Annotated in this window: 19 protein-coding genes; 1 reads left to right on the top strand and 18 read right to left on the bottom strand. The window is 57.1% G+C overall.

Annotated elements, in window-relative coordinates; all coding sequences use genetic code 11:
* Positions 1-268 precede the first annotated feature (268 nt).
* The 18 genes from leuS to ACI48J_RS07820 form a co-directional block, all read right to left on the bottom strand.
* Positions 269-2,716, bottom strand: a complete 2,448-nt coding sequence (gene leuS, locus ACI48J_RS07905) for a leucine--tRNA ligase (protein ID WP_405082384.1) — start codon at positions 2,714-2,716, stop codon at positions 269-271.
* Between the two features lie 156 nt (positions 2,717-2,872).
* Positions 2,873-3,004, bottom strand: coding sequence for a hypothetical protein (locus tag ACI48J_RS07900; RefSeq protein ID WP_405082383.1), 132 nt, complete (start codon positions 3,002-3,004; stop codon positions 2,873-2,875).
* A gap of 137 nt (positions 3,005-3,141) precedes the next feature.
* Positions 3,142-3,930, bottom strand: coding sequence for a class I SAM-dependent DNA methyltransferase (locus ACI48J_RS07895; protein WP_405082382.1), 789 nt, complete (start codon positions 3,928-3,930; stop codon positions 3,142-3,144).
* Position 3,931: 1 nt separating this feature from the next.
* Complete coding sequence (locus ACI48J_RS07890) at positions 3,932-4,816, bottom strand: S1 RNA-binding domain-containing protein (protein WP_405082381.1); 885 nt, start codon at positions 4,814-4,816, stop codon at positions 3,932-3,934.
* A complete protein-coding gene (rsfS, locus tag ACI48J_RS07885) occupies positions 4,813-5,160 on the bottom strand; it encodes a ribosome silencing factor (protein WP_009675407.1) in 348 nt (115 codons plus the stop codon). Before rsfS ends, ACI48J_RS07890 begins: the two co-directional genes overlap by 4 nt.
* A 134-nt stretch (positions 5,161-5,294) precedes the next feature.
* Positions 5,295-5,861 (bottom strand): bis(5'-nucleosyl)-tetraphosphatase (symmetrical) YqeK, encoded by a 567-nt coding sequence (yqeK, locus tag ACI48J_RS07880; RefSeq protein WP_326051567.1) that lies wholly within the window; start codon positions 5,859-5,861, stop codon positions 5,295-5,297.
* Complete coding sequence (gene nadD / locus ACI48J_RS07875) at positions 5,851-6,438, bottom strand: nicotinate-nucleotide adenylyltransferase (RefSeq protein ID WP_326051566.1); 588 nt, start codon at positions 6,436-6,438, stop codon at positions 5,851-5,853. Before nadD ends, yqeK begins: the two co-directional genes overlap by 11 nt.
* A 131-nt stretch (positions 6,439-6,569) precedes the next feature.
* On the bottom strand, positions 6,570-6,866 hold the full coding sequence (gene yhbY, locus ACI48J_RS07870; protein WP_016423489.1) for a ribosome assembly RNA-binding protein YhbY: 297 nt from the start codon (positions 6,864-6,866) through the stop codon (positions 6,570-6,572).
* A 14-nt stretch (positions 6,867-6,880) separates the two neighbouring features.
* Positions 6,881-7,750, bottom strand: a complete 870-nt coding sequence (aroE, locus tag ACI48J_RS07865) for a shikimate dehydrogenase (RefSeq protein WP_405082380.1) — start codon at positions 7,748-7,750, stop codon at positions 6,881-6,883.
* Positions 7,751-7,838: 88 nt separating this feature from the next.
* Positions 7,839-8,954, bottom strand: coding sequence for a ribosome biogenesis GTPase YqeH (yqeH, locus tag ACI48J_RS07860; RefSeq protein ID WP_405082379.1), 1,116 nt, complete (start codon positions 8,952-8,954; stop codon positions 7,839-7,841).
* An 86-nt stretch (positions 8,955-9,040) separates the two neighbouring features.
* Positions 9,041-9,541, bottom strand: coding sequence for a YqeG family HAD IIIA-type phosphatase (locus tag ACI48J_RS07855; RefSeq protein ID WP_103994247.1), 501 nt, complete (start codon positions 9,539-9,541; stop codon positions 9,041-9,043).
* A 265-nt stretch (positions 9,542-9,806) separates the two neighbouring features.
* Positions 9,807-12,074 carry a DUF3488 and DUF4129 domain-containing transglutaminase family protein gene (locus ACI48J_RS07850; RefSeq protein ID WP_405082378.1) on the bottom strand — a complete coding sequence of 756 codons (2,268 nt, stop codon included), beginning with the start codon at positions 12,072-12,074 and terminating at the stop codon, positions 9,807-9,809.
* Positions 12,067-13,314: a DUF58 domain-containing protein gene (locus ACI48J_RS07845; RefSeq protein ID WP_405082377.1), complete on the bottom strand. Its 1,248-nt coding sequence runs from the start codon at positions 13,312-13,314 to the stop codon at positions 12,067-12,069. Before ACI48J_RS07845 ends, ACI48J_RS07850 begins: the two co-directional genes overlap by 8 nt.
* Positions 13,311-14,276, bottom strand: a complete 966-nt coding sequence (locus tag ACI48J_RS07840; RefSeq protein ID WP_009675380.1) for a MoxR family ATPase — start codon at positions 14,274-14,276, stop codon at positions 13,311-13,313. The genes ACI48J_RS07845 and ACI48J_RS07840 overlap by 4 nt, the downstream gene beginning before the upstream one ends.
* 293 nt (positions 14,277-14,569) lie before the next feature.
* A complete protein-coding gene (gene spoVAE, locus ACI48J_RS07835) occupies positions 14,570-14,920 on the bottom strand; it encodes a stage V sporulation protein AE (protein WP_009675388.1) in 351 nt (116 codons plus the stop codon).
* 2 nt (positions 14,921-14,922) lie between these two features.
* Entirely contained in the window at positions 14,923-15,939 is a 1,017-nt protein-coding gene (gene spoVAD, locus ACI48J_RS07830) for a stage V sporulation protein AD (protein WP_405083193.1), read from the bottom strand.
* On the bottom strand, positions 15,939-16,415 hold the full coding sequence (gene spoVAC, locus ACI48J_RS07825; RefSeq protein ID WP_326051560.1) for a stage V sporulation protein AC: 477 nt from the start codon (positions 16,413-16,415) through the stop codon (positions 15,939-15,941). Before spoVAC ends, spoVAD begins: the two co-directional genes overlap by 1 nt.
* An 18-nt stretch (positions 16,416-16,433) precedes the next feature.
* Entirely contained in the window at positions 16,434-17,309 is an 876-nt protein-coding gene (locus ACI48J_RS07820; RefSeq protein ID WP_326051559.1) for a DUF421 domain-containing protein, read from the bottom strand.
* A 423-nt stretch (positions 17,310-17,732) separates the two neighbouring features.
* On the opposite strand from ACI48J_RS07820, the gene ACI48J_RS07815 reads away from it, so the two are divergent.
* Positions 17,733-23,444, top strand: coding sequence for a carboxypeptidase regulatory-like domain-containing protein (locus ACI48J_RS07815; RefSeq protein ID WP_405082376.1), 5,712 nt, complete (start codon positions 17,733-17,735; stop codon positions 23,442-23,444).
* The last annotated feature ends 59 nt before the right edge of the window (positions 23,445-23,503 follow it).

The raw sequence follows: 23,503 nt of genomic DNA, 5'->3' as shown, positions 1-23,503 counted from the left end.
AGGGGTATCGGGCAATCAAACCTAAAAGCTTGTGGTAAAAGGGAGCCTGGCGGATCGGGGTTAAAGGACGGATGCGGAATTGTTGAAGCGAACACATGCGAAGTAAACTTGAACCCTAGATGGTTTTCCGGGGCCGTCCGACGGCGAAGACCGCTTTTCTGAAAAAGAAAGGCGGCTCCGCCGTTTCGGGCTGTCCGGAGGGCCTCCGGCAGTTCCAGCTTCCCTTACGGGGAACGGACCTGCCGGGCACCCCTAAATATCGGGCTGTTTATCCGACTACAATGTTGACAAGCTTGCCTTTCACGGCAATGATTTTGCGGACGGTTTTGCCGGCGCTCAGCTCTTTTACTTTATCCAAGCCAAGCGCGAGCTCCTGCATGCCCGCTTCGTCGAGATCTTTGGCGACTTTGACGCGATCGGCGATTTTGCCGTTCACTTGAACGACAATCTCCACCTCGTCGTCCACCGTCCAAGCCTCCTCGTAAACCGGCCACGCTTCGTACGTGATGGAGCCGGTTCCGCCGAGCTTTTGCCACAGTTCTTCGGCAATATGCGGAGCGAGCGGGGAAAGCATTTGGACAAAATGCTTCACGGCTGTTTTCGGCAAAGCTTCTGTCTTGTAAGCCTCATTGACGAAAATCATCAGCTGGCTGATAGCGGTATTGAAACGGAGCGCTTCGAAATCTTCCGTTATTTTCTTCACCGTACGGTGCCATGTGCGTTTGAACGCGTCTCCGCCGGCATTCTCGTCCTCGGAAATTTTGCCGCTGAGTGCCCCGTTCTCGTCCACGAACAGACGCCATACGCGGTTTAGGAAGCGGTAGGAGCCTTCCACGCCGTTGGTGTTCCAAGGCTTCGTCGCTTCCAGCGGCCCCATGAACATTTCGTACATACGCAGGGTATCGGCACCGAATTCATTGACGATATCGTCGGGATTCACCACGTTGCCGCGGGATTTAGACATTTTCTCCATGTTCTCGCCGAGAATCATCCCTTGGTTGACGAGCTTGTGGAACGGCTCCTTCGTTTGGACCACGCCGAGATCGTAAAGCACTTTATGCCAGAAGCGCGCGTAGAGCAGATGAAGAACCGCATGCTCCGCTCCGCCGATATAAAGATCGACCGGCAGCCATTCCTTCTGCTTCTCGGGGGAGCAGATTGCATCGTTGTTGCGCGGATCGATAAAGCGCAGGTAATACCAGCAGCTTCCCGCCCATTGCGGCATCGTATTCGTCTCGCGGCGGGCTTTCATGCCCGTTTCGGGATCGACCGTGTTTACCCAGTCTTCCACGTTGGCAAGCGGAGATTCGCCGGTTCCGGACGGCTTGATGTGCTCAACCTGCGGAAGCAGAAGCGGAAGCTGGTCTTCGGGCACGGTTTTCATCGTTCCGTCTTCGAGATGGAGAATCGGAATCGGTTCGCCCCAGTAGCGCTGACGGCTGAACAGCCAGTCACGCAGGCGGTACGTTACTTTGCCCTTGCCCTTGCCGTTCTCTTCCAGCCAGGCGATCATGGACGCAATAGCCTCTTCCTTGCCCATTCCGTCGATAAAGCCGGAATTCACGTGCGGTCCTTCTCCGTCATAAGCGGCTTCCTGCACATTGCCGCCCTGTACGACTTCGATGATCGGCAGGTCGTACTGCTTGGCGAATTCCCAGTCACGTTCGTCGTGTCCCGGTACAGCCATGATGGCGCCTGTGCCGTAACCGGCCAGCACGTAATCCGCGATCCAGATCGGCAGCTTGGCGCCGTTCACGGGATTAACGGCATAAGCGCCGGTAAATACGCCGGACTTTTCCTTGGCCAAATCCGTACGCTCCAGGTCGCTTTTGCGCGCGGCTTTCTCCTGGTACGCTTTCACGTCGGCATCCTGCCCGGACGCCGTAATCTTGGCAACCAGCTCATGCTCCGGAGCCAGAACGCAGTAGGTCGCTCCGAAAAGCGTATCCGGACGGGTCGTAAAGACCGTCAGGCCGTCTCCTTCATGCCCGTCGATAGCAAAAGTGACTTCCGCCCCTTTGGATTTGCCGATCCAGTTGCGCTGCATATCCTTGATGCTTTCGGACCAGTCCAGCTCCTCCAGATCTTCCAGAAGGCGCTCGGCGTACTCGGTAATCCGCAGCACCCACTGGCGCATCGGCTTCCGGATGACGGGATGGTTTCCGCGCTCGCTCTTGCCGTCGATCACTTCCTCGTTGGCCAGAACGGTTCCGAGCGCGGGACACCAGTTCACGGGAACTTCGTCCACGTAAGCGAGGCCCTTTTTGTACAGCTGGATAAAAATCCACTGGGTCCACTTGTAGTACTCGGGATCTGTCGTGGAAATTTCGCGCTCCCAATCGTACGAAAAGCCCAGCGATTTGATCTGGCGGCGGAAATTCTCGATATTCTGCTTCGTAAACTCGCGCGGATCGTTGCCCGTATCGAGCGCGTACTGCTCGGCCGGCAGACCGAAGGCATCCCAGCCCATCGGATGGAGCACGTTGAAGCCGCGCATGCGCTTAAAGCGGGAAACGATATCGGTAGCTGTATACCCTTCCGGGTGGCCTACGTGCAGTCCTGCGCCGGACGGATACGGAAACATATCCAGCGCGTAAAATTTCGGTTTACCCGCTTCGTCCGAAGTCCGGAAGGTTTGGTTGTCGTCCCAGTATTTCTGCCATTTCGGCTCGATTACCTGAGGGTTGTAGCCCTGCTGTTCTTTTTCATGTGCCATGTGTGTAGGTCCTCCTGACGTTATCATCGCAACCAAAAAACCTCCCGTCTCTAGCTCTTACGGCTAGGGACGAGAGGTTATATATTCCCCGTGGTACCACCCTAGTTAACAAACGGCATGCTTTGCCGGTTGTTCACTCAAGTCCCTTAACGCGGGCTAGACGGTCCGGTTACTGGGCAGTACATCTTCGCTTCCGTCCGGCTTCCTGCCGGATGACAGGCACAGCTGCAAGGAAACGGCCGTACTGCGGTTCGCCTTCCGGCTCGGAGGTGAGTTCGCCTTCATCATGTACCGGCTTCCACCGACCGCCGGTTCTCTGGAAACATGCGTGCAAAGGGATGATCCTCTTCATAGCTGGTGCGATTACACAAATTTGTAATGATTATAGGCAATTTTGAAGCTCTTTGTCAAGTAAAGCGCTGTTTTTAGGCAAGAGGTTTGCGGGCCGCATAAAAAAGTCTGCGGGAATCCGGCGAAAACTCCGCATCCCAGTCAAAATCGGCGGAAATCCGGATGTCCGCGAAGCCCGCCGCCTCCAGCCTCTCCTTCAGCCAGCGCGGATCGTACGCACGCTGTCTGTGGGTCTCTTCGATGCGCCGGAAAAGCGGCTCCCCGCCGCGTGCGGACGAAGCGTCCTCACGGACGAAAATCGTCAGCGCGTGCTCGATTTCCGTGCGTTCCTCGTCGAGCTCGCAGGTCCACAGGTACGCCACATCCTCTTCGTCGAAGACGAAAGGCTGCAGGGAAGCGTATTCTTCGAACTGGGCCGGGCTGTGGACATCGAACAGCAGAACGCCGCCGCCCCGCAGCCCCCGGTACGCTTGCTCCAGAGCTTCAATTATCTCCTCTTCCTCGAGGAGATAATTGAAGCAGTCGCAGAAGGAGATGACGGTATCCGCCGGCTCCGGCAGCTCCCAGTCGCGCATGTCCTGCTGCAGCCACAGGATGTCCGGTTTCGCTCCTCCCGCGGCCTCTTCTTCGGCTTTATGCCGGGCAACGGCCAGCATATCGTCGGACAAGTCGATTCCGACGACTTTGCAGCCGAGCTTCGCGAGCGGCACGGCAATGTTTCCCGTGCCGCAGCCGAGATCGACAACGGTTTCCGGACGGAGGCCGTAAGCCTCCCAAGCCTGCCGGGCGTAGGCAATCCATGCCTCGTAGGGCATGTCTTCCATCAGCCGGTCGTACGTATAAGCAAAATCACGATACGACATGTCAGTTCTCCTCTTGCTTGAGATACGTCCAGTTTTCCTCCTGGTACACCAGGCCGTCCTTCATCAGCTTGCCAAGCGCGCGTTTGAAGGCGGACTTGCTGATGCCGAACTTGGATTTGATCAAATCCGCCTCGGTCTGGTCCGAGTAAGGCATGGCGCCGCCCGGACGTTCGCGGAGAACCGCCAGAACCCGCTCGGCGTCTTCGTCCCGTCCTTTTTCCTTCGGCTGCCGCATCGACAGATTCACGCGTCCGTCTTCACGGATGTACGTGACCCGGACGCTGACTTCCTCGCCGACTCTGAGAAGGCCAGAGCGCTCCGTCGAGGGGATCAGTCCGATGACGCCGAAGCCGACGACGCCACCGTCGCAGACGACGAACGTGCCCATTTGCAGAGGTTTGTACACGCGCGCGTCCAGCCACTGGTTTCTCCACGCCTGCGGGGCCGGAAAACATTTTTCCGAGAGAATATCTTCCCCGGCAAGGCGTGCAACCAATCTTCCCTGGCGGTCATGATCCATCGTCACGAATACTTTGTCCCCCACTTGAGGACGAAGTTCGTGAAGCTCCGGCATTTCCTTGAAAGGCAGCAGAAGATTACGGCCGATGCCCATTTCCAGAAAGGCCCCGAAGCGCGGATGCAGGTCCACGACCTCAAGCAGCGCCAGTTCTCCGAGAAGCAGCATCGGCCGGTTCATCGTGGCGGCCATCCGGTCTTCCGAATCGTAATAAATGAAAACTTCGGCCTGCTGGCCGGCTTTCAGTTTCCGGTTCGTTTCCGCATACGGGAGCAGCACTTCCCGGTCCCCGTCGGTTACGAAATAACCGTACGGCGATACTTCTCTCGTTACATCAAGCGTTACGAGAGTTCCCGCTTCCAGACTCATACGCGTTCCACAACCCTTGCGTCGGACCAGAGACGCTCGATGTTGTAGTATTCCCGGTCGTCCCGGTGGAACACATGGACAACGACGTCTCCCAGATCCACAAGCACCCAGCGTGCGGTGTCGTAGCCTTCCAGGCCGCGGACGGTGACGCCGTGCTGATCCGCTTTTTTGCGGATTTCCGTGGCTATAGCCTGCACCTGCGTTTCCGAATTACCGTTGCAAATCACGAAATAATCGGCCACCAGGGAAATTTCCTGAAGGTCCAGAGCCACCACGTTAATGGCTTTCTTGTCTTCTGCCGCATCCACAACCAGATTCATCAACTGTTCCGGATTTACTGTCATCCCATCATCCTCCTTCTTGCTGGACGGTATCACAAAATCGTTCACGTTAACCAGCATGTACACCCTATATTAAATTCCGTTCGTTATCATTTGGTTCGTTAATTCCGTTAATCAAATGCTCTTATCACCCAGTATTACACGTCTAATTCGAGGATTAAACGGTTGCGCGTCAGCACGGTGAGCGGGTAAATGCGTCTGCCCTTCTGCAGAAGGAACGAAAGCGTAGAGTCGAATCCGGCCAGCAGGGCCCGTTCCAGACTCGTTTCCGCGAGCTCGCGGATCTTGTCCACGCCGGGAAAATCCCTTCCGGGTTCCATATAGTCGGCCAGACAGACGACCTTCTCCAGAGTGGACATATTTTCCCTGCCCGAAGTATGATAGCGGATCGCATTCAGCACATCCTCGTCCTTCACGCCGAACCGGGCGGAAGCGATCCAAGCCCCGGCATGAGCATGCCACATCTCTTTATCGAAAGACAGGACGTCAGTCTGAAACCCGCTTTCGCGAATCGCATCGGCCTGCTTCTCTACGGGCCAGTATTTGCACACATCGTGCAAAATCGCGGCCCGGTCCGCTTTCTCCTCATCCGCGCCAAACCGCCGGGCCAGGATTACGGCGGTTTCCATGACACCTAGAGTATGCCTCCACCGTTTTTCGGGCATTTCCTCTTTTACAGTCTTCATCATCTCTTCACGATTCATACAAGCCCATCCCTTCGATATAATCGTGTACGGGAGCCGTGACGAGATAGCGGACGGTACGGCCTTCCCGCCTCCGGGTCCGGATATCCGTGGAGGAAATGTCCAGCAGCGGCATCGGAGCCAGACGGACGCCCTGCCGGATGAACGCCGGAAGCGCATCCGGTTGCAGCTCGAAGCCGGGCCTTTGGAGACCGATGAAGCCGATCATCTTCATGATCTCTCCGATTTCACGCCATTTGGGGAGATACTCGACCATGTCGGCTCCGATAATGTAGTGAAATTCGTGCTCCGGGTACCGGGCTCTCAGCTCCCGGATCGTATCGACGGAGTACGAAACCCCGCCTTTGCGGAGTTCGTGATCGAACGGACGGAAAGCGGGATTGTCCGACACGGCGCGGCACACCATCTCCCAGCGCTGCTCAGCCGAAGCCTTGGGGGCGTTCGGTTTATGCGGCGGCACGTTGGCGGGCATAAACCACACCTCGTCAAGCCCGCAGGCGGCACGGGCGCATTCTCCCGCAACCAGATGGCCGGTATGCACAGGATCGAAGGTCCCGCCCATGATTCCTATCCGCATGTCGCCACCTCCTCCGGCGGTCCGCCGTTATTTTCCACAGGTCCGGTGCTGCCATAAGGCTGCTGCCGTTCGCAAATCCTTATAAAAGCCGCCAGCCGGTCCGGTATTTTACCGATTGCATCCCATCCGGTCTAGGACTTCGGCAGCTCGATCTGTTTGTTATCGCGCGATTCTTTATAGAGGACGATCGTACGACCGATGACTTGAACCAGCTCGGCGCCCGCGCCTTCCGCCAGTTCTCTGGCAACTTCCTTGCAGTCCGCCTCATAGTTGTTGAGTACCGAGATTTTCATCAATTCCCGAACCTCGATCGCTTCCACGATATGCTGAATCAAATGCTCGTTCACTCCCCCTTTGCCTACTTGAAAGACCGGGGTCAAATGGTGCGCCAGTGAGCGCAGATGTCTTTTTTGTTTTCCTGTTAGCATAACTTCTGATTCCCTCAATTCCCGATAAATGATTGCTCTACGGCCTGCCGCATCGCCGCTGCAGGCGCAGGGACGCCGGTCCAGTATTCGAACGCGTAAGCCCCCTGGTAAATAAACATGCCGAGTCCGCCGTGAGTGACGGCCCCTCTAGCTTTAGCTTCTTTCAAAAAACGGGTTTCCAGCGGGTTGTAAACGAGATCGCTGACAACCGCGCCTTCCCGGAGCCGGTGACCGTCCAGATCCAAAGGCATCTCTTCGATATTCGGGTACATACCCGATGAAGTCGAGTTGATGATCAGATCGGCGTCACTGATAATGTTTCCTAATTCGTGGAGCCCCATGCCGATAGCGCTTGTTTCGGCGCGGACGGTAGAGGCGAGCTCCTGAGCTTTCTCCGCCGTCCGGTTGGCGATGGCGATAAACGACGGGCCCTCCTTCGCCAGGGCATAGGAAATCCCGCGGGCCGCTCCGCCCGCCCCGATCAGCAGCACTTTTTTGCCGCGGAGATCCATGCCCGTTTCTTCTTTAAGCGAACGGACATACCCGATTCCGTCCGTGTTGTAGCCGATCAGTTTACCGCCGCGGTTGACGACGGTGTTCACGGCGCCGAGGGCCTGCGCATCCGCGTCGATCTCATCGAGATACTTCATCACGTTGACTTTATGCGGGATCGTCACGTTGACTCCGCCGAAACCGAGCGCTCGGATACCGGCTACGGCCTCCGCAAGCTGCCCCGGCAGCACGTGAAACGCGGCATACGCTCCGTTGATCCCCGTTTCGCCGAAGGCCCGGTTCATCATAATCGGAGAGCGGGAGTGCCGCACCGGATCTCCGAATACTCCGTACAGAATCGTGCCGCTGTCCAAAGACGGCTTGTTACCCATGGTCGGTCTCTCCCCCGTGCATTCTTTATGTGCCGGATCTGCCTGTCTGCCAAAACGCAAACGCCTGGCGTACCAGGACCCGTCCGTTTTAAATAAGCGAATCGCGCTGGACGATTTTAACGCCTTTCGGTACATGAACGGCCAGTTCCGCGCCCGCTTCGCTGTTAATTTTGATCCAGCCGAGGCCGGAGATCAGCACATCGAGCTTTTTGCCTTTCGAAATGTGAATCGTCTGTTTAACGAGAGGCGGAAGCTCTTCCAGATCTTTCACCACAGGCGGGGTAAGCAAAGTCCCTTTGTGGTTTGCGTACAGCTCGTCCGCTTTCTCCAGTTTCGTGCGATGAATGGGAATGGCCCCCGAAGAGTAGATCGTAAACGACTGGCGCTCGCCGCGGACAAAATCGAACCGGGCCAGCGAGCCGAAAAACAGCGATTGTCCTTCGTTCAATTGATACACCATCGGTTTAAGCGGCTTGCCCGGCATCAGCTTACCCAGGTCTTTCTTGGAGACAAGCTCCGTCAGCCGGTGCTTGTACACGATTCCCGGCGTATCGATAATAAAATGTCCGTCATCGAGCGGAATCTCAACCATATCGAGCGTCGTGCCCGGATATTGGGAGGTGGTTAGCTCCGAATCCAGATCGCTGTAATCGGAAATAAGGCGGTTGATGAGCGTGGACTTGCCCACGTTGGTCGCTCCGACGACGTAGACGTCTTTGCCGTTCCGGTGTTCGTCTACTGCCTGAAGAACCCGGTCGAAACCCATGTTCTTCTTGGCGCTGCAAAGCACGACTTCCACAACCTTCAGGCCTTGTTCCTTAGCTTGTTTGCGGACCCAGTTCACGATCCGGTTCCAATTGGTCACTTTCGGGAGCAGGTCGATTTTGTTGACGACCAGAACGATCGGGTTGCCTCCTACGAAACGGGCCAGACCGCTGATCAAGCTGCCTTCGAAGTCGAAAATATCGACGATATTGATGACGAGCGCTTCTTTGTGCCCCACGTGCCCAAGCAGTTTCAGAAAATCGTCCTGGTTGAGCGTAACGCTCGATGCTTCATTATAGTTCTTGATGCGGAAACAGCGCTGGCAAATAACCGGTTCTTTCTCGAGAGCCTGCGCGGGGATGTACCCGAGCGCATGAGGATCTTCGAGCTGAAGCTTGACACCGCAGCCTCCGCAATGGATAACTTCTTCCTGAGTCATGAATCCTCCTTAAAATGAACGGCGGGAGTTTCCGTTAAGCGTTGTTCCCCCGCAAGCAAAGTGAAGCTTTCCCGTGAAGGAAAGCTTTATTTATTCTTCGAGATGTAATTGTTGGCCAGCTTCTCGATGCGCCGGTTGATTCGTGTAAAGAAACCTTCATCATGGATGGAGATAGGCGCAACAAGAATGGTATATAAACCGAGCCGGTTCCCTCCCAGCACGTCTGTCAGCATCTGATCACCGATCACAACCGTCTGCTCTGCAGTTGTATCCATCAGTGCCAATGCTTTGCGAAAGGCCGTGTTCGTCGGTTTGCGCGCGGCGTGAATGAACGGGATAGACAGCGGCAGGGCAAATGCGGATACCCTTGTTTCCTGGTTGTTCGATACGATGACGACCTTGAAACCGAGCTGCTTCACATGCCCGAGCCAATTCACCAGCTCCGGTGTCGCATCGGCCACCTTGGCACCGACAAGCGTGTTGTCGAGATCCGTGATGATTCCGCGGATTCCGCTCTGCCAAAGCTCCTCCAGATTGATATCGTAAATCGTCTGCACGAATTGTTTCGGCACCAGTTTTTTAAACAACAGCGTCACCCCAACCTCTTTCGAATCTATAGGAACTATACCATACATGTCCAATTCCTTGCAAAAAGAAAAAGGAAGCGTTTCAGGCCGTGCCCGGACGGGAAATTCCCGTATTCTCAGCATTCCCTTGCGGCCGCCCGTTCCATTCACCCGCCGAAGCTTGTACCGGATTCTCTCTGCCGGAAAAAAGAAAGACCGTTCTCCGGTTAACGGAAAACAGCCTGCAGCTTACTTTATGAATCCGGCCCATCGTTATGTGCCGGTCTTATTTCATCTGCTCGCGCAGTCGTTTCACATGGCCCTGAACGGCCTCAAGATCCTGCTCGGTTACGGAGGACCGGCTGTACTTGGCCTTCTCGAACATCGCGAGAACCGGCGAAAGTTCGCCCGACAGCCAGTAGCTCTGGGTCATCCAGCGGGAAGCGGCTTCCCGGAACGTTTCATGCTCGAACCGTTCGTAGCCTTTGCGTCTTCCGTACCGCAGTAACCGGTTGACCTCTTGGATAACCCCCTGCGCGTAATTAACCGCTTTGGGGTCGCGTCCGAACGGCGGCAGCAGTTTCTTGCCGCTGCTGAGCCGGATCGCCGATACGACGACAGCCGTAAGCAGAACGAGGCCGCTGAGCGTATACAGCACGTAACGGACCCAAGGGGCCGGGCCGGCTTGGGACTGGGCCGGCTTCGCCTCGGCCGGTGCCGGAGTCGGCATCTCGGTAGCGGCCGACGTTTCGGGCGCATACGACTGCGGCAGGGAAAATCCGGCGGTCGGCTCGAACGGCAGCCAGCCGTAGCCCTCGAAATAAACCTCCACCCAGGAGTGGGCGTCTGAATTGCGGACGGTGTAGGTGCCCTCGGCGTCCGGATCGGACATGCCGCCGCGCAGATTTCCGATACCGGCGGGACGGCTGTTATCGGAAGTACCCGATGCGTAGCCTTTGACCCAGCGGGCCGGAATGCCGAGCGACCGGGTCATCACGACCATCGCCGACGAATAGTAGTCGCAGTAGCCTTCCTGGATTTCGAACAGGAAGCGGTCGACGAAATCTTTGCTTTTCCCCTTGGATACGTCGGGGGTGTTCGTATACGGATACTTGCTGGACAAGTAAAGCTCCAGCTCATGCACTTTCTCGTAGGCGGTCGGTGCTTCCTTCGTCACTTCTTTGGCAAGCTCAGTCACCCTCTCGGGCAGCCGGTCGGGAAGCTGGAGATAATCGTTCCATTCGGACCGGTTCAGCCTGCTCATATCGACTTTCTTGAGCCCGCTTAAATCGAGCAGCGGGATGTTGGACACGAGCTCGTACTGCTTCGGGTAGTTCGATTTCGCGTTAAACCGCAGCTCCGCCTGGCGCGCGGACCACCGGAGAGACCCCAGCTGCGCCGGATCGGAGCGTGTTCCGTCAGGACTTTCCTCCTGAATGTCGACCTTCGACATCGGATAAGCCCCGAACAGCACCGGGTATACTTCACTGCTGCGCATTTTGACCGTCTGCTTCACTTCTTCGGTCTTCAGCTTGGACGTGTCGATGCCGGTATCCGCGGGAAGCTTGCCGCTTGATTCTACGGAGCTCTGGCGTGCCCGTCTGTCCGCCGGACTCGCTTCCCAGCCGCTGCCGGTGTACAATGCCCGGGTTTCCCCGCGGTAATACGTGCGGCTTGTCGTGTCAACGGTGAAAACCGGCGTGTAATCGTACTGGAACTGTCCGCCGAGCTGCGCGTCGTTGCGGCTGTAGCCCGACGATTTCAGCAGCGGATCGTTCGGGTCCTGCACCATCGTCCGTCCGGAATCGTCGCTGCTCGGCAGGAAGGTCACCGCCTCGCCGTTATACTGCCGCCAGGCCGTATACGGATCGGTGAGAACTGGATCGACCGCCGGTACGAGCGCACCCAGGGTGAGCGTCAGGGCGATAATCAGCACGACCGGCACGATCAGAGGGCCGGGATTGTCCGAAAGCCGCTTCCAGCTTTCGGGCGCTTTGTGCTTGAGCTGGGATAAATGGCGCACGACGAGCATGCACAATCCGCTGAAAATGACCGCCGCAACTTGCGGCCATAACTGCAGGGTGCTGAACGAATCGCGGACGCCGAAAAACAAAATGGCCAAAATGACGATAAAAGAAATCCACAGTTTGGACCGGGATGCCCACATAGCCATCAGGAACACCCACCAGGCGGCTAAACCGAACCATAAATAAGGGAATAATTGCGAAACATTGGCCTGAAACCACTCCATCGGACCGTCCATCTGAGACATGGGGACAAACCGGTATTGAAGCACAACCGCGTGAACGACCAGTACCAGGACGATCTGCAGAAGTTCTCTGATCAGATGATGAATCCGCGGGATGAAGAACGTCGCGCAGACCGTAATCAGCGTCCAGTTTACGGCTTTCAGTGTTTCGGGCAGCCACAATCCGTCCTCGCGGGAAATCCATCCGGTGAACTGAAAAAGAAACAGCAGGACGAAGAGCGACATCCACTTCTTCGTTCCGTCTTCGCCGGCCATAAACCGGAAAACGTTCCAGATGCTACGCATAGATCTTCGTCCCTCCTCCCAGCACTGCCGGAAGCTCCGTCAACGCGTGCACGCCGTAGCCCATAAAGCCGAGGCTGTGCAGGCGGCGGACCCACACGTCCGGGGAGCCTCCCTTGGCGCCGCAGACGCACAGGTGGCAGGCGAGCATGCGCTGTTTGTCGGTCCAATGGAGCAGCGACAGGAGATCGGGGTTCTTCGCCGGCGTGATATACACAACCAAAGCTCCCGGCGAGAACATGCCGTCCGCGTTGTTGACCACCTGCTGCAGCGGACGGAAGCCATCCGGCTCCACCTCCACCAGGTGATCCATCAGGACGTCCTCATGCCGGGCGCCCGTCTTGGGTACGGCCATCAGGGATTCCCGGCCGGAGGAGACGAGCCCTACCGCGATATTCCTCTGGGTGCCGAAATGCAGCAGGGAAGCGGCGATGGAAACCGCCAGTTCGAATTCGGCGGGACTGCCGTAATTGTGCTTGCTCCGGTCGAGCACGAGCACCATCTTCGGGAGCGTTTCGCGCTCGAATTCCTTCGACTTCCACGTTCCCGTACGCGCCGTGGCGTTCCAGTGGACACGTGAGAGTCTGTCCCCGTGAATGTACTCCCTCACGCCGTTGATCTGCGTCGTTTCCCGCTGCATCCTGGCGGTTACGGAGTGATGCCTTGCCCCTCGCGGGGACTGGGAAAACTGCGCCCAGTGGCGGATCTCGATCATTTGGGGCATCACGACAAAGCCGTACGGCAGGTGAACGCTCCCTTTGTGCTCGTAGAGCCCGAAGACGTCTTCCGTCGCGAACTCCGCGCGTTCCAGAGAGTAATGGCCCCGGCGCAAGGGCGGCGTTTTGTAAACGAATTCTCCTTTGCGCATCCAGTTCAGGACCACGGAGCCCTTCATCACGGTCTTCTCCCCGCTGCTTCGCACCAATTCGTCTTGGATGAGCAGGTACGGGATCGGCCAAACGCCGGGAACCTGGATTTTAAGCTTGATTTGCAGGGACTGCCCCGCCTGGACCTTACCGGTTCCGTCCGCCGCCGATATTTCACGCACCGCCTGCGTCTGACGGATGCCGCTCCATTTGCCTAGAACCAGATAAGCGGAGAGCAGGCATACAACGGCAAACAGCGTGGAAGCGAGCTTACCGCCCTGAAACAGCAGAAACATCAAGCTGGCAAAGAACAGGAAGGATAAAATCAGGGTAGCCTGTCTTCCCTTCTGAGCCGCGGTAGGTTTGAAAAGCTTCATTTCGCTTTCTCCAGCCTGACGGGCACTTTCGTATGCGCCAGTATCGAAGCGAAAACGGAACGGGAGGTTTCTCCTTCCATTCGTGCTTCCGAAGAAAGAATAATCCTATGACCGAGTACGTAAGGGGCCAAATATTTGACATCGTCCGGGAGGACGTAGTCGCGGCCGTTCAAGTACGCGTAAGCTTTCGAAGCCTGCACGAGGGCCAGAGTTGCGCGCGGACTGGCTCCCAGCTCGACGGCCGGATGTTCCCGGGTGCTGCGGGTGATGTCCACCAGATATTTGGCGATGCCTTCGTCGAGGTAGACCGACCGCACCTCTTCCTGCATGCTGAGAATCTGTTCCGCACCGACAACTTCGTGAAGCTGTTCCATGGGGTGCTCCTTGCTTTGCGACGCGATCATTTGAAGCTCCGTTGCGCTGTCCGGGTACCCCAGGCTGAATTTGATCATAAACCGGTCAAGCTGGGCTTCCGGGAGCAGATACGTGCCTTCGAAGTCGATCGGATTCTGAGTCGCAAGAAGCATAAACGGGCGCGGAAGCGGGTACATCTCGCCGTCTACCGTCACGTGATGCTCTTCCATCGCTTCCAGGAGAGCCGATTGGGTTTTGGTGGTGGCACGGTTGATTTCATCGACAAGCAGAATGTTGGCCATAACGGGACCGGGGCGGAAAAAGAAAGCTTCATTCTTCGGATGATAGATCGAAACGCCGGTAATATCCGTCGGCAGCAGGTCCGGATTGCACTGAATCCGGCGGAATTGGCCTTGTATGGAGCGGGCGAGGGATTTGACGAGAACCGTCTTCCCCGTCCCGGGCACATCTTCGAGAAGTACGTGACCGCCGGCAAGGAGTGCGGTTAACAGCAGCATGATTTCTTCGCTTTTGCCTAATATACATGAATCCAAATTGGATCTGATTCTGGAAATCTCGCTCATATGAGGTTGGGACACGGCAGCCATTCGGTACGAATCCTCCTTCGGATAAAAAGGGTTTGAAGTCCTATTTTTTATATTACAGGAAAGTAGAAAGCGAGTACAACAAAACCCCTTCTAAATTTATTAAAAAACCGACAGTTGGTGGTAAAGAAGCTAAAAGGAGCAAACTTCCTCGGTTTTTGTTACGGGAGGATGACTGTGTAATGACGGCAGGATTACGGATGGATGACAAATGAATGACAGAGGGGCCGCAAATCCGAACAACGAAAAAACACCCCGTTTCCCGAGAAAACGGAGTGTCGATCTGCGGCTGCGCTTCAGCCTTTGGGACGGACGAACAAAGCGGCGAGAAACGAGAAGATGATCGCCGCCGAAATACCGGCGCTCGTGACTTTGAAAATCCCCGTTACGATGCCGATCCAGCCGCTAGACTGGATTTCCTTGATGGCGCCGTGCACCAGCGCGTTGCCGAAGCTAGTGATCGGAACGCTGGCGCCGGCTCCCGCAAAACGGACGAGAGGCTCGTACAGCCCGAAGCCGTCAAGGATCGCTCCGGCCACGACGAGCGTCGTCATCGTATGAGCCGGTGTCAGTTTGCCCAGGTCCAGGAGCAGCTGACCGATGACGCAGATGGCTCCGCCGACGAGAAATGCCCATAAAAACTGCATGATTAGAGACCCTCCTGTCTTTCTATCGCAACGGCATGCGCAATGCAGGGAATGGATTCCCCCTGCTGATACGACAGCGGGGACAGCAGGGCGCCCGTGGCGACGACCAGCAGGCGGCGGATGTCGCCCCGCTCCATTCTTTTCAGCAGGTGGCCATATGTGACGACGGCGGAGCAGCCGCAGCCGCTGCCTCCCGCTTGCACGCCCTGCTTCTCGATGTCGTAGATCATGAGGCCGCAATCGCTGAACGTAGTGCTGTTCATGGCGATCCGCTGCTCCTTCAGCAGCTCGTTTACGATCTGAAAGCCTACGGTGGCGAGATCGCCCGTTACGATAAGATCGTAATAGTCGGGGGACCGCTTCATATCCCGGAAATGAGCGGTGATCGTATCGGCTGCCGCCGGGGCCATCGCGGCGCCCATGTTGAACGGGTCCGTAATCCCCATGTCGATCACCTTGCCGATCGTGGCGGACGTGACGACGGGCCCCGTGCCTTTCACGGCCACGACGGAAGCTCCGGCGCCGGTTACCGTATACTGGGCCGTGGGGGGCTTCTGGGAGCCGTATTCCGTCGGATAACGGAACTGCTTCTCCACCGTACAGTTGTGGCTGCACGTGCCGCTCAGGACATAGTCTCCTCCTCCCGAAGCGACGATCAACGAGGACACGGCCAGGCTTTCCATCGAGGTGGAGCAAGCCCCGAAGACGCCCAGATAAGGAATGGCCAGCGTCCGGGCGGCAAAGCTGCTGGAAATAATCTGGTTCATGAGGTCGCCGCCGACGTAGAACTGAATCTGATCTTTCTGGAGACCGGCTTTCTTGATCGCGAGATTGGCCGCATCTTCCATGAGCGCCTTCTCGGCTTTTTCCCAGCTCTTCTGCATTAAGGTATTGTCCTGGTGAATGAGATCGAAATCGAGGGCGAGAGGCCCCTCGCCCTCATCCGGCCCGACCACCGTGGCGGTGGATATCAGAACCGGAGGCTTCCGGAACACCCAGGATTGGCCTTTTCGGATAATCAATGTCCCCCGCCTCCAAAGATCAGAGTGAAAATGCCGACGAAGAATGCGGCCACTACGCCGAACACGATAACGGAGCCGGCCAGTTTAAACATATTGCTGGCGGTCCCGAGAATCAGTCCCTCGCTGCGGTGCTCAATGGCAGCCGAACACATCGAGTTGGCAAAGCCCGTTACCGGCACAGCCGTTCCCGCCCCGGCCCACTGGGCGATTTTGTCGTACACGCCGAGGCAGGTCAGGATGACGGAAATGAGAATCAGGACTGCCACCGTAGGGTTCGAAGCCGCTTCCTTGCTGAAACCGAACACTTTTTCAAACAGCATCATGAGCGCCTGCCCGATAATGCATATAAAACCGCCCACAACGAAGGCGCGGATACAGTTGGCGACGACCGGTCTTTTCGGTTCGTTTTTTTTCGCGATAGCCTGGTACTGCTGCTGGGTTAATGTCGCGTTTTTCTTCTTCTGGTTGGCCACTTGCCTGTCCCCCTCTTCTTATTCCGTTCCGTTTGTACGTTTCCCGCCGCCGGACAACTGCTTCAGCACATCCCGCAGGGCCGAGGCCGTCTGCTCGTACTTGATCCGGGCGTTGAGATCGGTAGCGGAATTCGCAAACGAATCGAGATCAGCCGTACACTGGCGGAGTGTGGAGATCAGTTCCACCTGGGGCTTCTCCAGGCTGATTCCTTTTGAATCGTCGTACAAATCGACGTAAAGCTTATTCTGATCGCCTATCTGAGCGAGAAAAACATTGTCCGAGGTCGCGTTTATTTTAGCCAATTGTTTATTCAGCCATTCCCTTGTAAGCGAGGAGGCCGCCAGCTCGTTGTCGTCGACAACCCCGTCCACAATGACGGTGTGGGGAAGCTTGTCAGGGCCCATTTTCAGCCCCAGGTCGGCGGGCGTAAGCGGCTGCTTCTCTTTTTTGAGCAGGACGCTGAGATCCCCGCTCGCTTCCAGCATGGCGAATTCGACGTCCGCCACCTGAAAAATACTCTTGGTGCGAAGCTGTTCCATCAGTTCGTCGGCCGTGTACCGCTCCTTCTTCAAATGTTTTTCCAGAACACGTCCGTTACGGATGACGACTGTTCCTTTTCCTTCAAAAAAATGGCGGAGCCATTTACTTTTCAGCGTCGTGAGTTCAAGGAGAAAAGGAACCACAAACCAAATCCCAAGCGCGACAACCCCGTGCAAGTAATGGGCTTCAATATCGGTTGACAAAAAGCCCGCCAATTCTCCCAGGGTGATGCCCGTTACATATTCAAAAAAAGAAAGCTGGGAAATTTGCTTTTTGCCCAAAATACGGGTGATGGCAAAAAGCATGGCGATCGAACCGAGCGACCGCAGCACAATGACTCCAATACCTTCCACGGCTTAGCCTCCTCACTTAACCAGAGCAGTTGATTGCATGACTCTCTTTAGCATGTCCGTAAAGGACACAGGTATGAAAGGAAGGCATTGGAAAAACAAAACGGAAAAACGGCTTCCTCAGCAGAAGCCGTTTTCCGGTGATCCGTTTTCAGAAAAGAAACAAAATCGTCACAAGCAGTACAAACAGAACGAGTACAATCAGCATGTTCAGGTTCACAGCCGTTTCTCCTTCAAGAGAGATTTCGAACATGGAACATTTAGGATTACCCCATTATATGCGTCTAGTGCCGCAAATGACTGTTCGGAAGGTGAAGGCCGATCCGCCTGTTTTATAAAAAAAGGAGGCTTTCCCCACAGCACAAACACACAGGCGCACATAAGATAAAGGGCAAATATCCAAAAATCAGAAGGAGGAGGCTCCTCTTGTCTTTTCCCAGCGACAGTCAGTTTTTTCCTGTCACTATAAACGGCGTTCCCGTTGGAGATCCGGCTGGGGATGTGAATCCGGCCAGCACGGACATCGTCGGAAATGCCCAGTTCCCGGCCGCCTACGTTTCGTACGATACGAATTTTGTCTATTTCCGGCTGAGACTGAACGGAGATCCCCGGGCTAAAACCGGGTTCGACAATTTTGCCTGGGGGGTTCTTATTAACACGGACGGCAGCCCGTCTACCTACGAATGGGTGCTTGCCGTCAACGGCCAGAATGCGAGCCTAGATCTCATTGAAAACAAAATAAAAGTGCCGAACACGTTCAACGATCCTGCCGAAGGCATTGACGGAAAAGGAACGCCGAATTATACGCGTCCCATCATTAACTTTGACATTGCGCGGGTTAAACCCACCGGAGACGGTTCCACTTTTGGCGGGAATGAGGATTATTTCCTTGATTTTTTCATTCCGGCTGCCGTCCTGTTCGGAACGCTCGGGATCACAAATCAGACGGACCTGCAATTTATTTTTTTCAGCTCCGCTAACAACAACAACTTCAACAAAGATTTCCTGATTCCGGAAGGCAGCACGTTTACCTCCGGCTTCAGCGACCCTGTTGCGCCCCAAGGATTTAACGCGCAGGCCAGACTCGTCCTGGCCAAAGCCTTGACCTCTACCCCGGGAGCAAGCGTCCTGGCCGGACAGGTGGCCTCCTATACGGGAACCCTCTCGATATCGAACCAGGGAAAAAGCCAGGCCAACGCCGTGCTGGTCGCGGATGTGTTCGGACTCGATACGGTGTCCTCGCTGACCGTCTCCGGCGTAACCCAGGGTCTTTCGACGGTTAATCTGCTCGGCAGATCCATCAGCTGGAACGCGGGGAATCTTGCGCCCGGCCAGACCGTGACACTGACCTTTACCGTGCAGGGTGCTTTCCTGACGGCCGGAGGCGGCAGCCGCGTCCTGAATACGGCCACGGGAACCGGATTCGACAGTCTGACCGGACAGGTCATTACAGCCGGACCGGCAACGGCTTCTATTGCCGTCATAACGGCAGGCGGCGTAACGGGCACCATCTTCAACGGGATGACCGGACTGCCTCTTGCCGGCGCCGCCGTGCAGCTTACAAACACCCTAACTCAGGTACCGGTCATCCAAACAAGCGGAACCGCCGGGGCGTACGGATTCTCGAATCTGGTGCCGGGAACGTACAATCTCACGGTTTCTTTTGACAGTTTCGTGTCCCAAACCGTACCGGTTACGATTAGTGCCGGGATCGTAACTCCGCTGGACATTACCCTGCGGCCGCAGCCCGCTTCACTCAGCGGCACTGTCGCCGATCAGGCGGGAAACGTTCTTCCCGGAGCCGTCGTCCGCGTCAAATCCCCGTTCGGCGCGATCATCGCCGAAACGACCGCCGATGCGGCGGGACAATACCAGCTCTCGGTTCCCGCGGGAACGTATACGGTGATCGCGGCTGCGGACGGCTTCCAGTCCCAGGTCCGCACGCTGCAGCTCCAGCCGGCCCAAAGCGTGTCCGCGTCGTTTAGTCTCGCGGCTCTGCCCGGAACCGTAAGCGGCGTTATAACCGTCAACGGAACGGGTATTCCGCTCCCCGAAGCTCTCGTGGAGGCCTTGAACGAACGGGGGCAGCAAATCGCTTCCGCCGTCAGCGCCAATGACGGTTCGTATACGATAAACAGTCTGGCAACGGGTAATTACCGTATCCGCGCCAGCGAAGCTGGGTTCACGACGGAAATAGCCGGTTCATCGGTTGTTGCGGGACAGACGGCGACCGTCAATATCGGCTTAAATCCCGCTCCGGGCACGCTTACCGGCCAGGTAACGGACGCTTCCACAGGTCAGCCGCTGAGCGGCGCCGTCATCCGTGTCGTGACGGTTGAAGGGATCACAACGGCAACCGCGGTTACCGATGCAGCCGGAACCTATGTCGTCAACAGTTTGCAGCCGGTCAATTATACGGTCACGTTCAGTGAAGCGGCGTATGCCAGCCAGACGACCGGCGTTTCGATTGCTCCCGGCACCCAAAGCGTGCTGAATATCGCGCTGAGCCAGTTAGCGGGTTCTATTACGGGCCTTGTGACGGACTTGAACGGGAATCCTCTGGAAAATGCGGTCGTACGCACTTTTATGAACAGTTTTGTCGTCGCCACGCTGAATGCCGATCAGAACGGGCGCTTTGATATCCACGGGCTAGCCCCCGGTTCCTATATGGTCCGAGCCGAAACACCGGGTTACCAGCGCCAGCTGATCGGCGCCTTCATCGAGCCCGGGGAAACTGTGGAAGTCGATTTCGCCCTGCCTCATCAGCCCGGTACTCTAAGGGGAACCGTTACAGCCGGAGCGGCGCCCGTACAGGGGGCGGTCCTCGTGGTGCGCCAGACGGACAACAGCGTAATCGGACGGACGATTACTTCCTCCGACGGCACCTTCGTATTGGAGGAGCTTGCGCCGGGAACTTATACGGCTGCCGTTTTTGCCGACGGGCTGCAGACGCAGATTAAAGGGTTCAGCATTACTCCCGACCAGACGACAACCGTCTCCTATAACCTGGAGCCTTTGCCGGGGATTCTGTCGGGAATTGTGCTCAACGCCTCCAACGGACTGGTCCTTGCGGACATTCCCGTCGCGGTGCGCATCGTAGATACGAACGGACTGGTGATCCAGAGTTTGTTTACGGACCAGTTCGGCGCATTTACGGCGCCGAACCTGGCACCGGGCAGCTATACGGCGATATTGTCCTCTACCGACTTTCAGACGGACCTCGTCAGCTTCCTGATAACGGCCGGGCAGACAACAACCGTCAGCGCAAGTCTCATTCCGACCCCCGGACAAATCAGCGGGACGGTGGCCGCGGCCGACTCGGGCACGGGGATTTCCGGCGCCTCCATCCGCATCAGCAATTATACGGGGACCCTGATCACTACCGTGCTTACCGACAGCAGCGGATATTTCCGGGCGGAAGGCCTCGCTCCCGACGCGTACATCGTCACGGCTTCCCAAACGGGCTTCCAGCAGGGCAGCGTCGGGGCAATCGTAAGTGCCGGTCAAACGGCGACGACCGCCCTCAGCCTCCTTCCGCTTCCCGGTTCGGTAAGCGGCGTGATCTCCCCCCTCGTGGACGGAACCGTCATCCAGATTTACGACAGGAACAACCTCCTGATCAACGAAGAACTGGTAAATACGGGGAACGGAACCTTCCGGTTCGATTCGCTCGTGCCGGGCGCCTATATCGTGACGGCAACGCCGCCGGGCTACGCCGTAGCGAAAGCGGGAGCTTTCGTGGAGGCCGGCCAGGAATCGAGCGTGTCGCTTACTCTCTCCCCGCTGTTGTCAGTCCTTTCGGGCCGTGTCACGGATACCGCGGGCATCCCGGTAAGCACGGCCGTTATCCGAGTCTTGGACGGCAATGAAACCTTGCTGGGAACGGGTCATTCCGACGAAAACGGCGTATATGTAGTCGATAATATTCCCGCAGGCAACCATTTTCTGGTGGTAACGGCGCCCGGCTTCTCGACCGTTATTATCGGTGTCGCGACGCTTCCGGGTAAAGATTTGGCGGGAGTCGATATCCGTCTCGTTCCCAATCCCGGCGCCGTCAGCGGGCAAATAACGAACGTTTCGGACGGGAATCCCCTGCCTTCCGCCACTGTCCTGATCCGCAGCGCGGACATTAGCAATGTACTGATTGCGACCGCCACCACTTCCCTATTCGGCAACTTCTTTGTAAGCGGGCTGGCTCCAGGCACTTATACGGTAGTGGCCGAAGCGGAAGGGTTTGCGGCAGGAACCTCCGGCGCCATCGTGATCAGCGATCAGGAGACCGCCGCCAGTCTCGCTCTCCGGCCACTGAGCGGCATTGTAACGGGGACCGTCACGGACCGTTCGGGCACAATCCTGACCGGCTCGGAAACCCAGATCAAAATGTACAACGAAGCGGGACTGCTCCTGTTCGCTTACCTGGCCGATGCGGACGGACGTTTCACAACGCCCGCGCTTGCTCCCGGCAGATACGTCCTTACGGCATCCGCCTCCGGCTTCGCTTCCGCTTCCGAGCTCGTTACCGTTGCGGCCGGTACGACAGGCACGGTCACGCTCGTATTGATCCCGCAAAATGCGCTCCTGACCGGCAATGTCATCAACCGGAACGGATCCGCTCCGGTACCCGGAAGCATTGTCACGCTTCAGAACGCGGCCGGTCAGACCGTAGATCAATCGGTTACCGATTTAAGCGGGAACTTTGCGATCGAGAACGTAACCGCAGGAGTCTACACCCTGACCGTTACCAGCGACGGTTTCGGCAGCACCTCCCTCGGTGTTACGCTCCGGGCGGGGCAAACGACTGCCGTCACCGTCCCGCTGGATCCGTTACCCGGCAGCGTCAGCGGCTTCGTCATCGACCGCACAACTTCGGCCCCTCTAGCGGGAGCGAACATTCGGATCGAAGATGCGGCCGGGGTGCCAGTCAACACGGTTCAAACCGACGGCAGCGGCTTCTATCTCTTCAATAATCTCAGTTCCGGAGATTATAAAGTGACCGCCGAAGCGGCCGGTTTCAGTTCGCAAAACGGCGGAGCTCCCGTAGCTCCAGGCCGGAATACCGACTACAGCTTCGCCTTGAGCCCGCTGCCCGCTTCTCTGTCCGGCACGGTGACCAGCGCCGCCGGGGCCCGGCCGCTTGCGGGTGTGCTCGTCGAGGTCCGGCAGCTTAACACGTACGGCACCGTCCTGACGGATACGACGACCGATGCGGCCGGCCGTTATACGCTGAGCGGCCTCCCGGGGGGCAATTACACGGCCGTGTTCAGCCTTTCCGGCTTCGGTCAGCAGACGGATGCCTTTAGCGCCCCACCGGGGCAAAATACGGTCGTGGATGCCCAGCTGTCCCCGACGTCGAACGATTTGAACGGGACAGTCGTGACTCCGCCAACCGTCCCCGTGTTTCCGCCTCCTCCGGTGGCGGACGTATACGACGACCGGAACACGCCTGTCGTGACGGTTCCGACGGACCCGTCCGGGCAATTCACGGCTGACGGGATAGCCGCCGGGGACTACACGGTCGTCGTGCAGAAGCCCGGCCTGTCGTACAGTCAGCAGGCTGTAACGATTGTTCCCGGCTTCACGCCGAATATCGTCCTCACTCCGGGAACTCCCGCCCTGACCGTTACGGGCCTCGTGACGGACGAATCGACCGGCAATCCGGTTCCGGGCGCTTCGGTCCAGATCGTGAACGAGAACTTGACGCCGGTCGAGCGGACGCTTACCGACGGAACAGGGGTGATCCTGCTGAACAGCCTGCGCCCCGGAAGCTACACGATTACGGTGTCCAGCGAGCTCTTCGGCTCGAAATCCGCCGCGGTTTCCCTGACGGCCGGAACCCCGGCTTCCCCGGTAACCGTTGCCCTGAATCCGTTATTCGGCACCTTGACGGGCACCGTGACGGACCGAAACGAGCGGCTCTTATCCGACGTGTTCGTCCAGATCTTCGATCCTGCGGGACTCTTCCTGAGAAGTGTGACGACAAGCAGCCGCGGCGTCTATACGGTCACCAACCTGGCCCCCGGCTTCTACTCCGCCCGCTTCACTCTTGAAGATAAGCAGCCGGCCGCGCGCACGCTGATCATCGCCGCAAACGAAACGACTTTACTCAATGTTGTCCTGGACGACGATTCGGAAGAATAAACGCCAAAAAACCTGCCGGAATCATCCGGCGGGTTTTTGCGTTCTTTTTTCACGGCATA

The sequence above is a fragment of the Paenibacillus chitinolyticus genome, assembly GCF_045038035.1.
In the GTDB taxonomy this organism is placed as follows: domain Bacteria; phylum Bacillota; class Bacilli; order Paenibacillales; family NBRC-103111; genus Paenibacillus_F; species Paenibacillus_F chitinolyticus_A.
The sequence above is the reverse complement of the archived record's forward strand: the minus strand, read 5'-3'. Positions and strand labels throughout refer to the sequence as shown.

Coding starts and splice junctions, on each gene's coding strand:
- ACI48J_RS07900 (WP_405082383.1), bottom strand. CDS start 3,004: ATGATGAAGGCGAACTCACCTCCGAGCCGGAAGGCGAACCGCAGTACG.
- spoVAE (WP_009675388.1), bottom strand. CDS start 14,920: ATGCAGTTTTTATGGGCATTTCTCGTCGGCGGAGCCATCTGCGTCATC.
- leuS (WP_405082384.1), bottom strand. CDS start 2,716: ATGGCACATGAAAAAGAACAGCAGGGCTACAACCCTCAGGTAATCGAG.
- yqeK (WP_326051567.1), bottom strand. CDS start 5,861: ATGAATCGTGAAGAGATGATGAAGACTGTAAAAGAGGAAATGCCCGAA.
- rsfS (WP_009675407.1), bottom strand. CDS start 5,160: ATGACAGTAAATCCGGAACAGTTGATGAATCTGGTTGTGGATGCGGCA.
- yqeH (WP_405082379.1), bottom strand. CDS start 8,954: ATGACTCAGGAAGAAGTTATCCATTGCGGAGGCTGCGGTGTCAAGCTT.
- ACI48J_RS07895 (WP_405082382.1), bottom strand. CDS start 3,930: ATGTCGTATCGTGATTTTGCTTATACGTACGACCGGCTGATGGAAGAC.
- ACI48J_RS07850 (WP_405082378.1), bottom strand. CDS start 12,074: ATGCGTAGCATCTGGAACGTTTTCCGGTTTATGGCCGGCGAAGACGGA.
- aroE (WP_405082380.1), bottom strand. CDS start 7,750: ATGGGTAACAAGCCGTCTTTGGACAGCGGCACGATTCTGTACGGAGTA.
- ACI48J_RS07890 (WP_405082381.1), bottom strand. CDS start 4,816: ATGAGTCTGGAAGCGGGAACTCTCGTAACGCTTGATGTAACGAGAGAA.
- ACI48J_RS07845 (WP_405082377.1), bottom strand. CDS start 13,314: ATGAAGCTTTTCAAACCTACCGCGGCTCAGAAGGGAAGACAGGCTACC.
- ACI48J_RS07840 (WP_009675380.1), bottom strand. CDS start 14,276: ATGGCTGCCGTGTCCCAACCTCATATGAGCGAGATTTCCAGAATCAGA.
- yhbY (WP_016423489.1), bottom strand. CDS start 6,866: ATGCTAACAGGAAAACAAAAAAGACATCTGCGCTCACTGGCGCACCAT.
- nadD (WP_326051566.1), bottom strand. CDS start 6,438: ATGCGGATAGGAATCATGGGCGGGACCTTCGATCCTGTGCATACCGGC.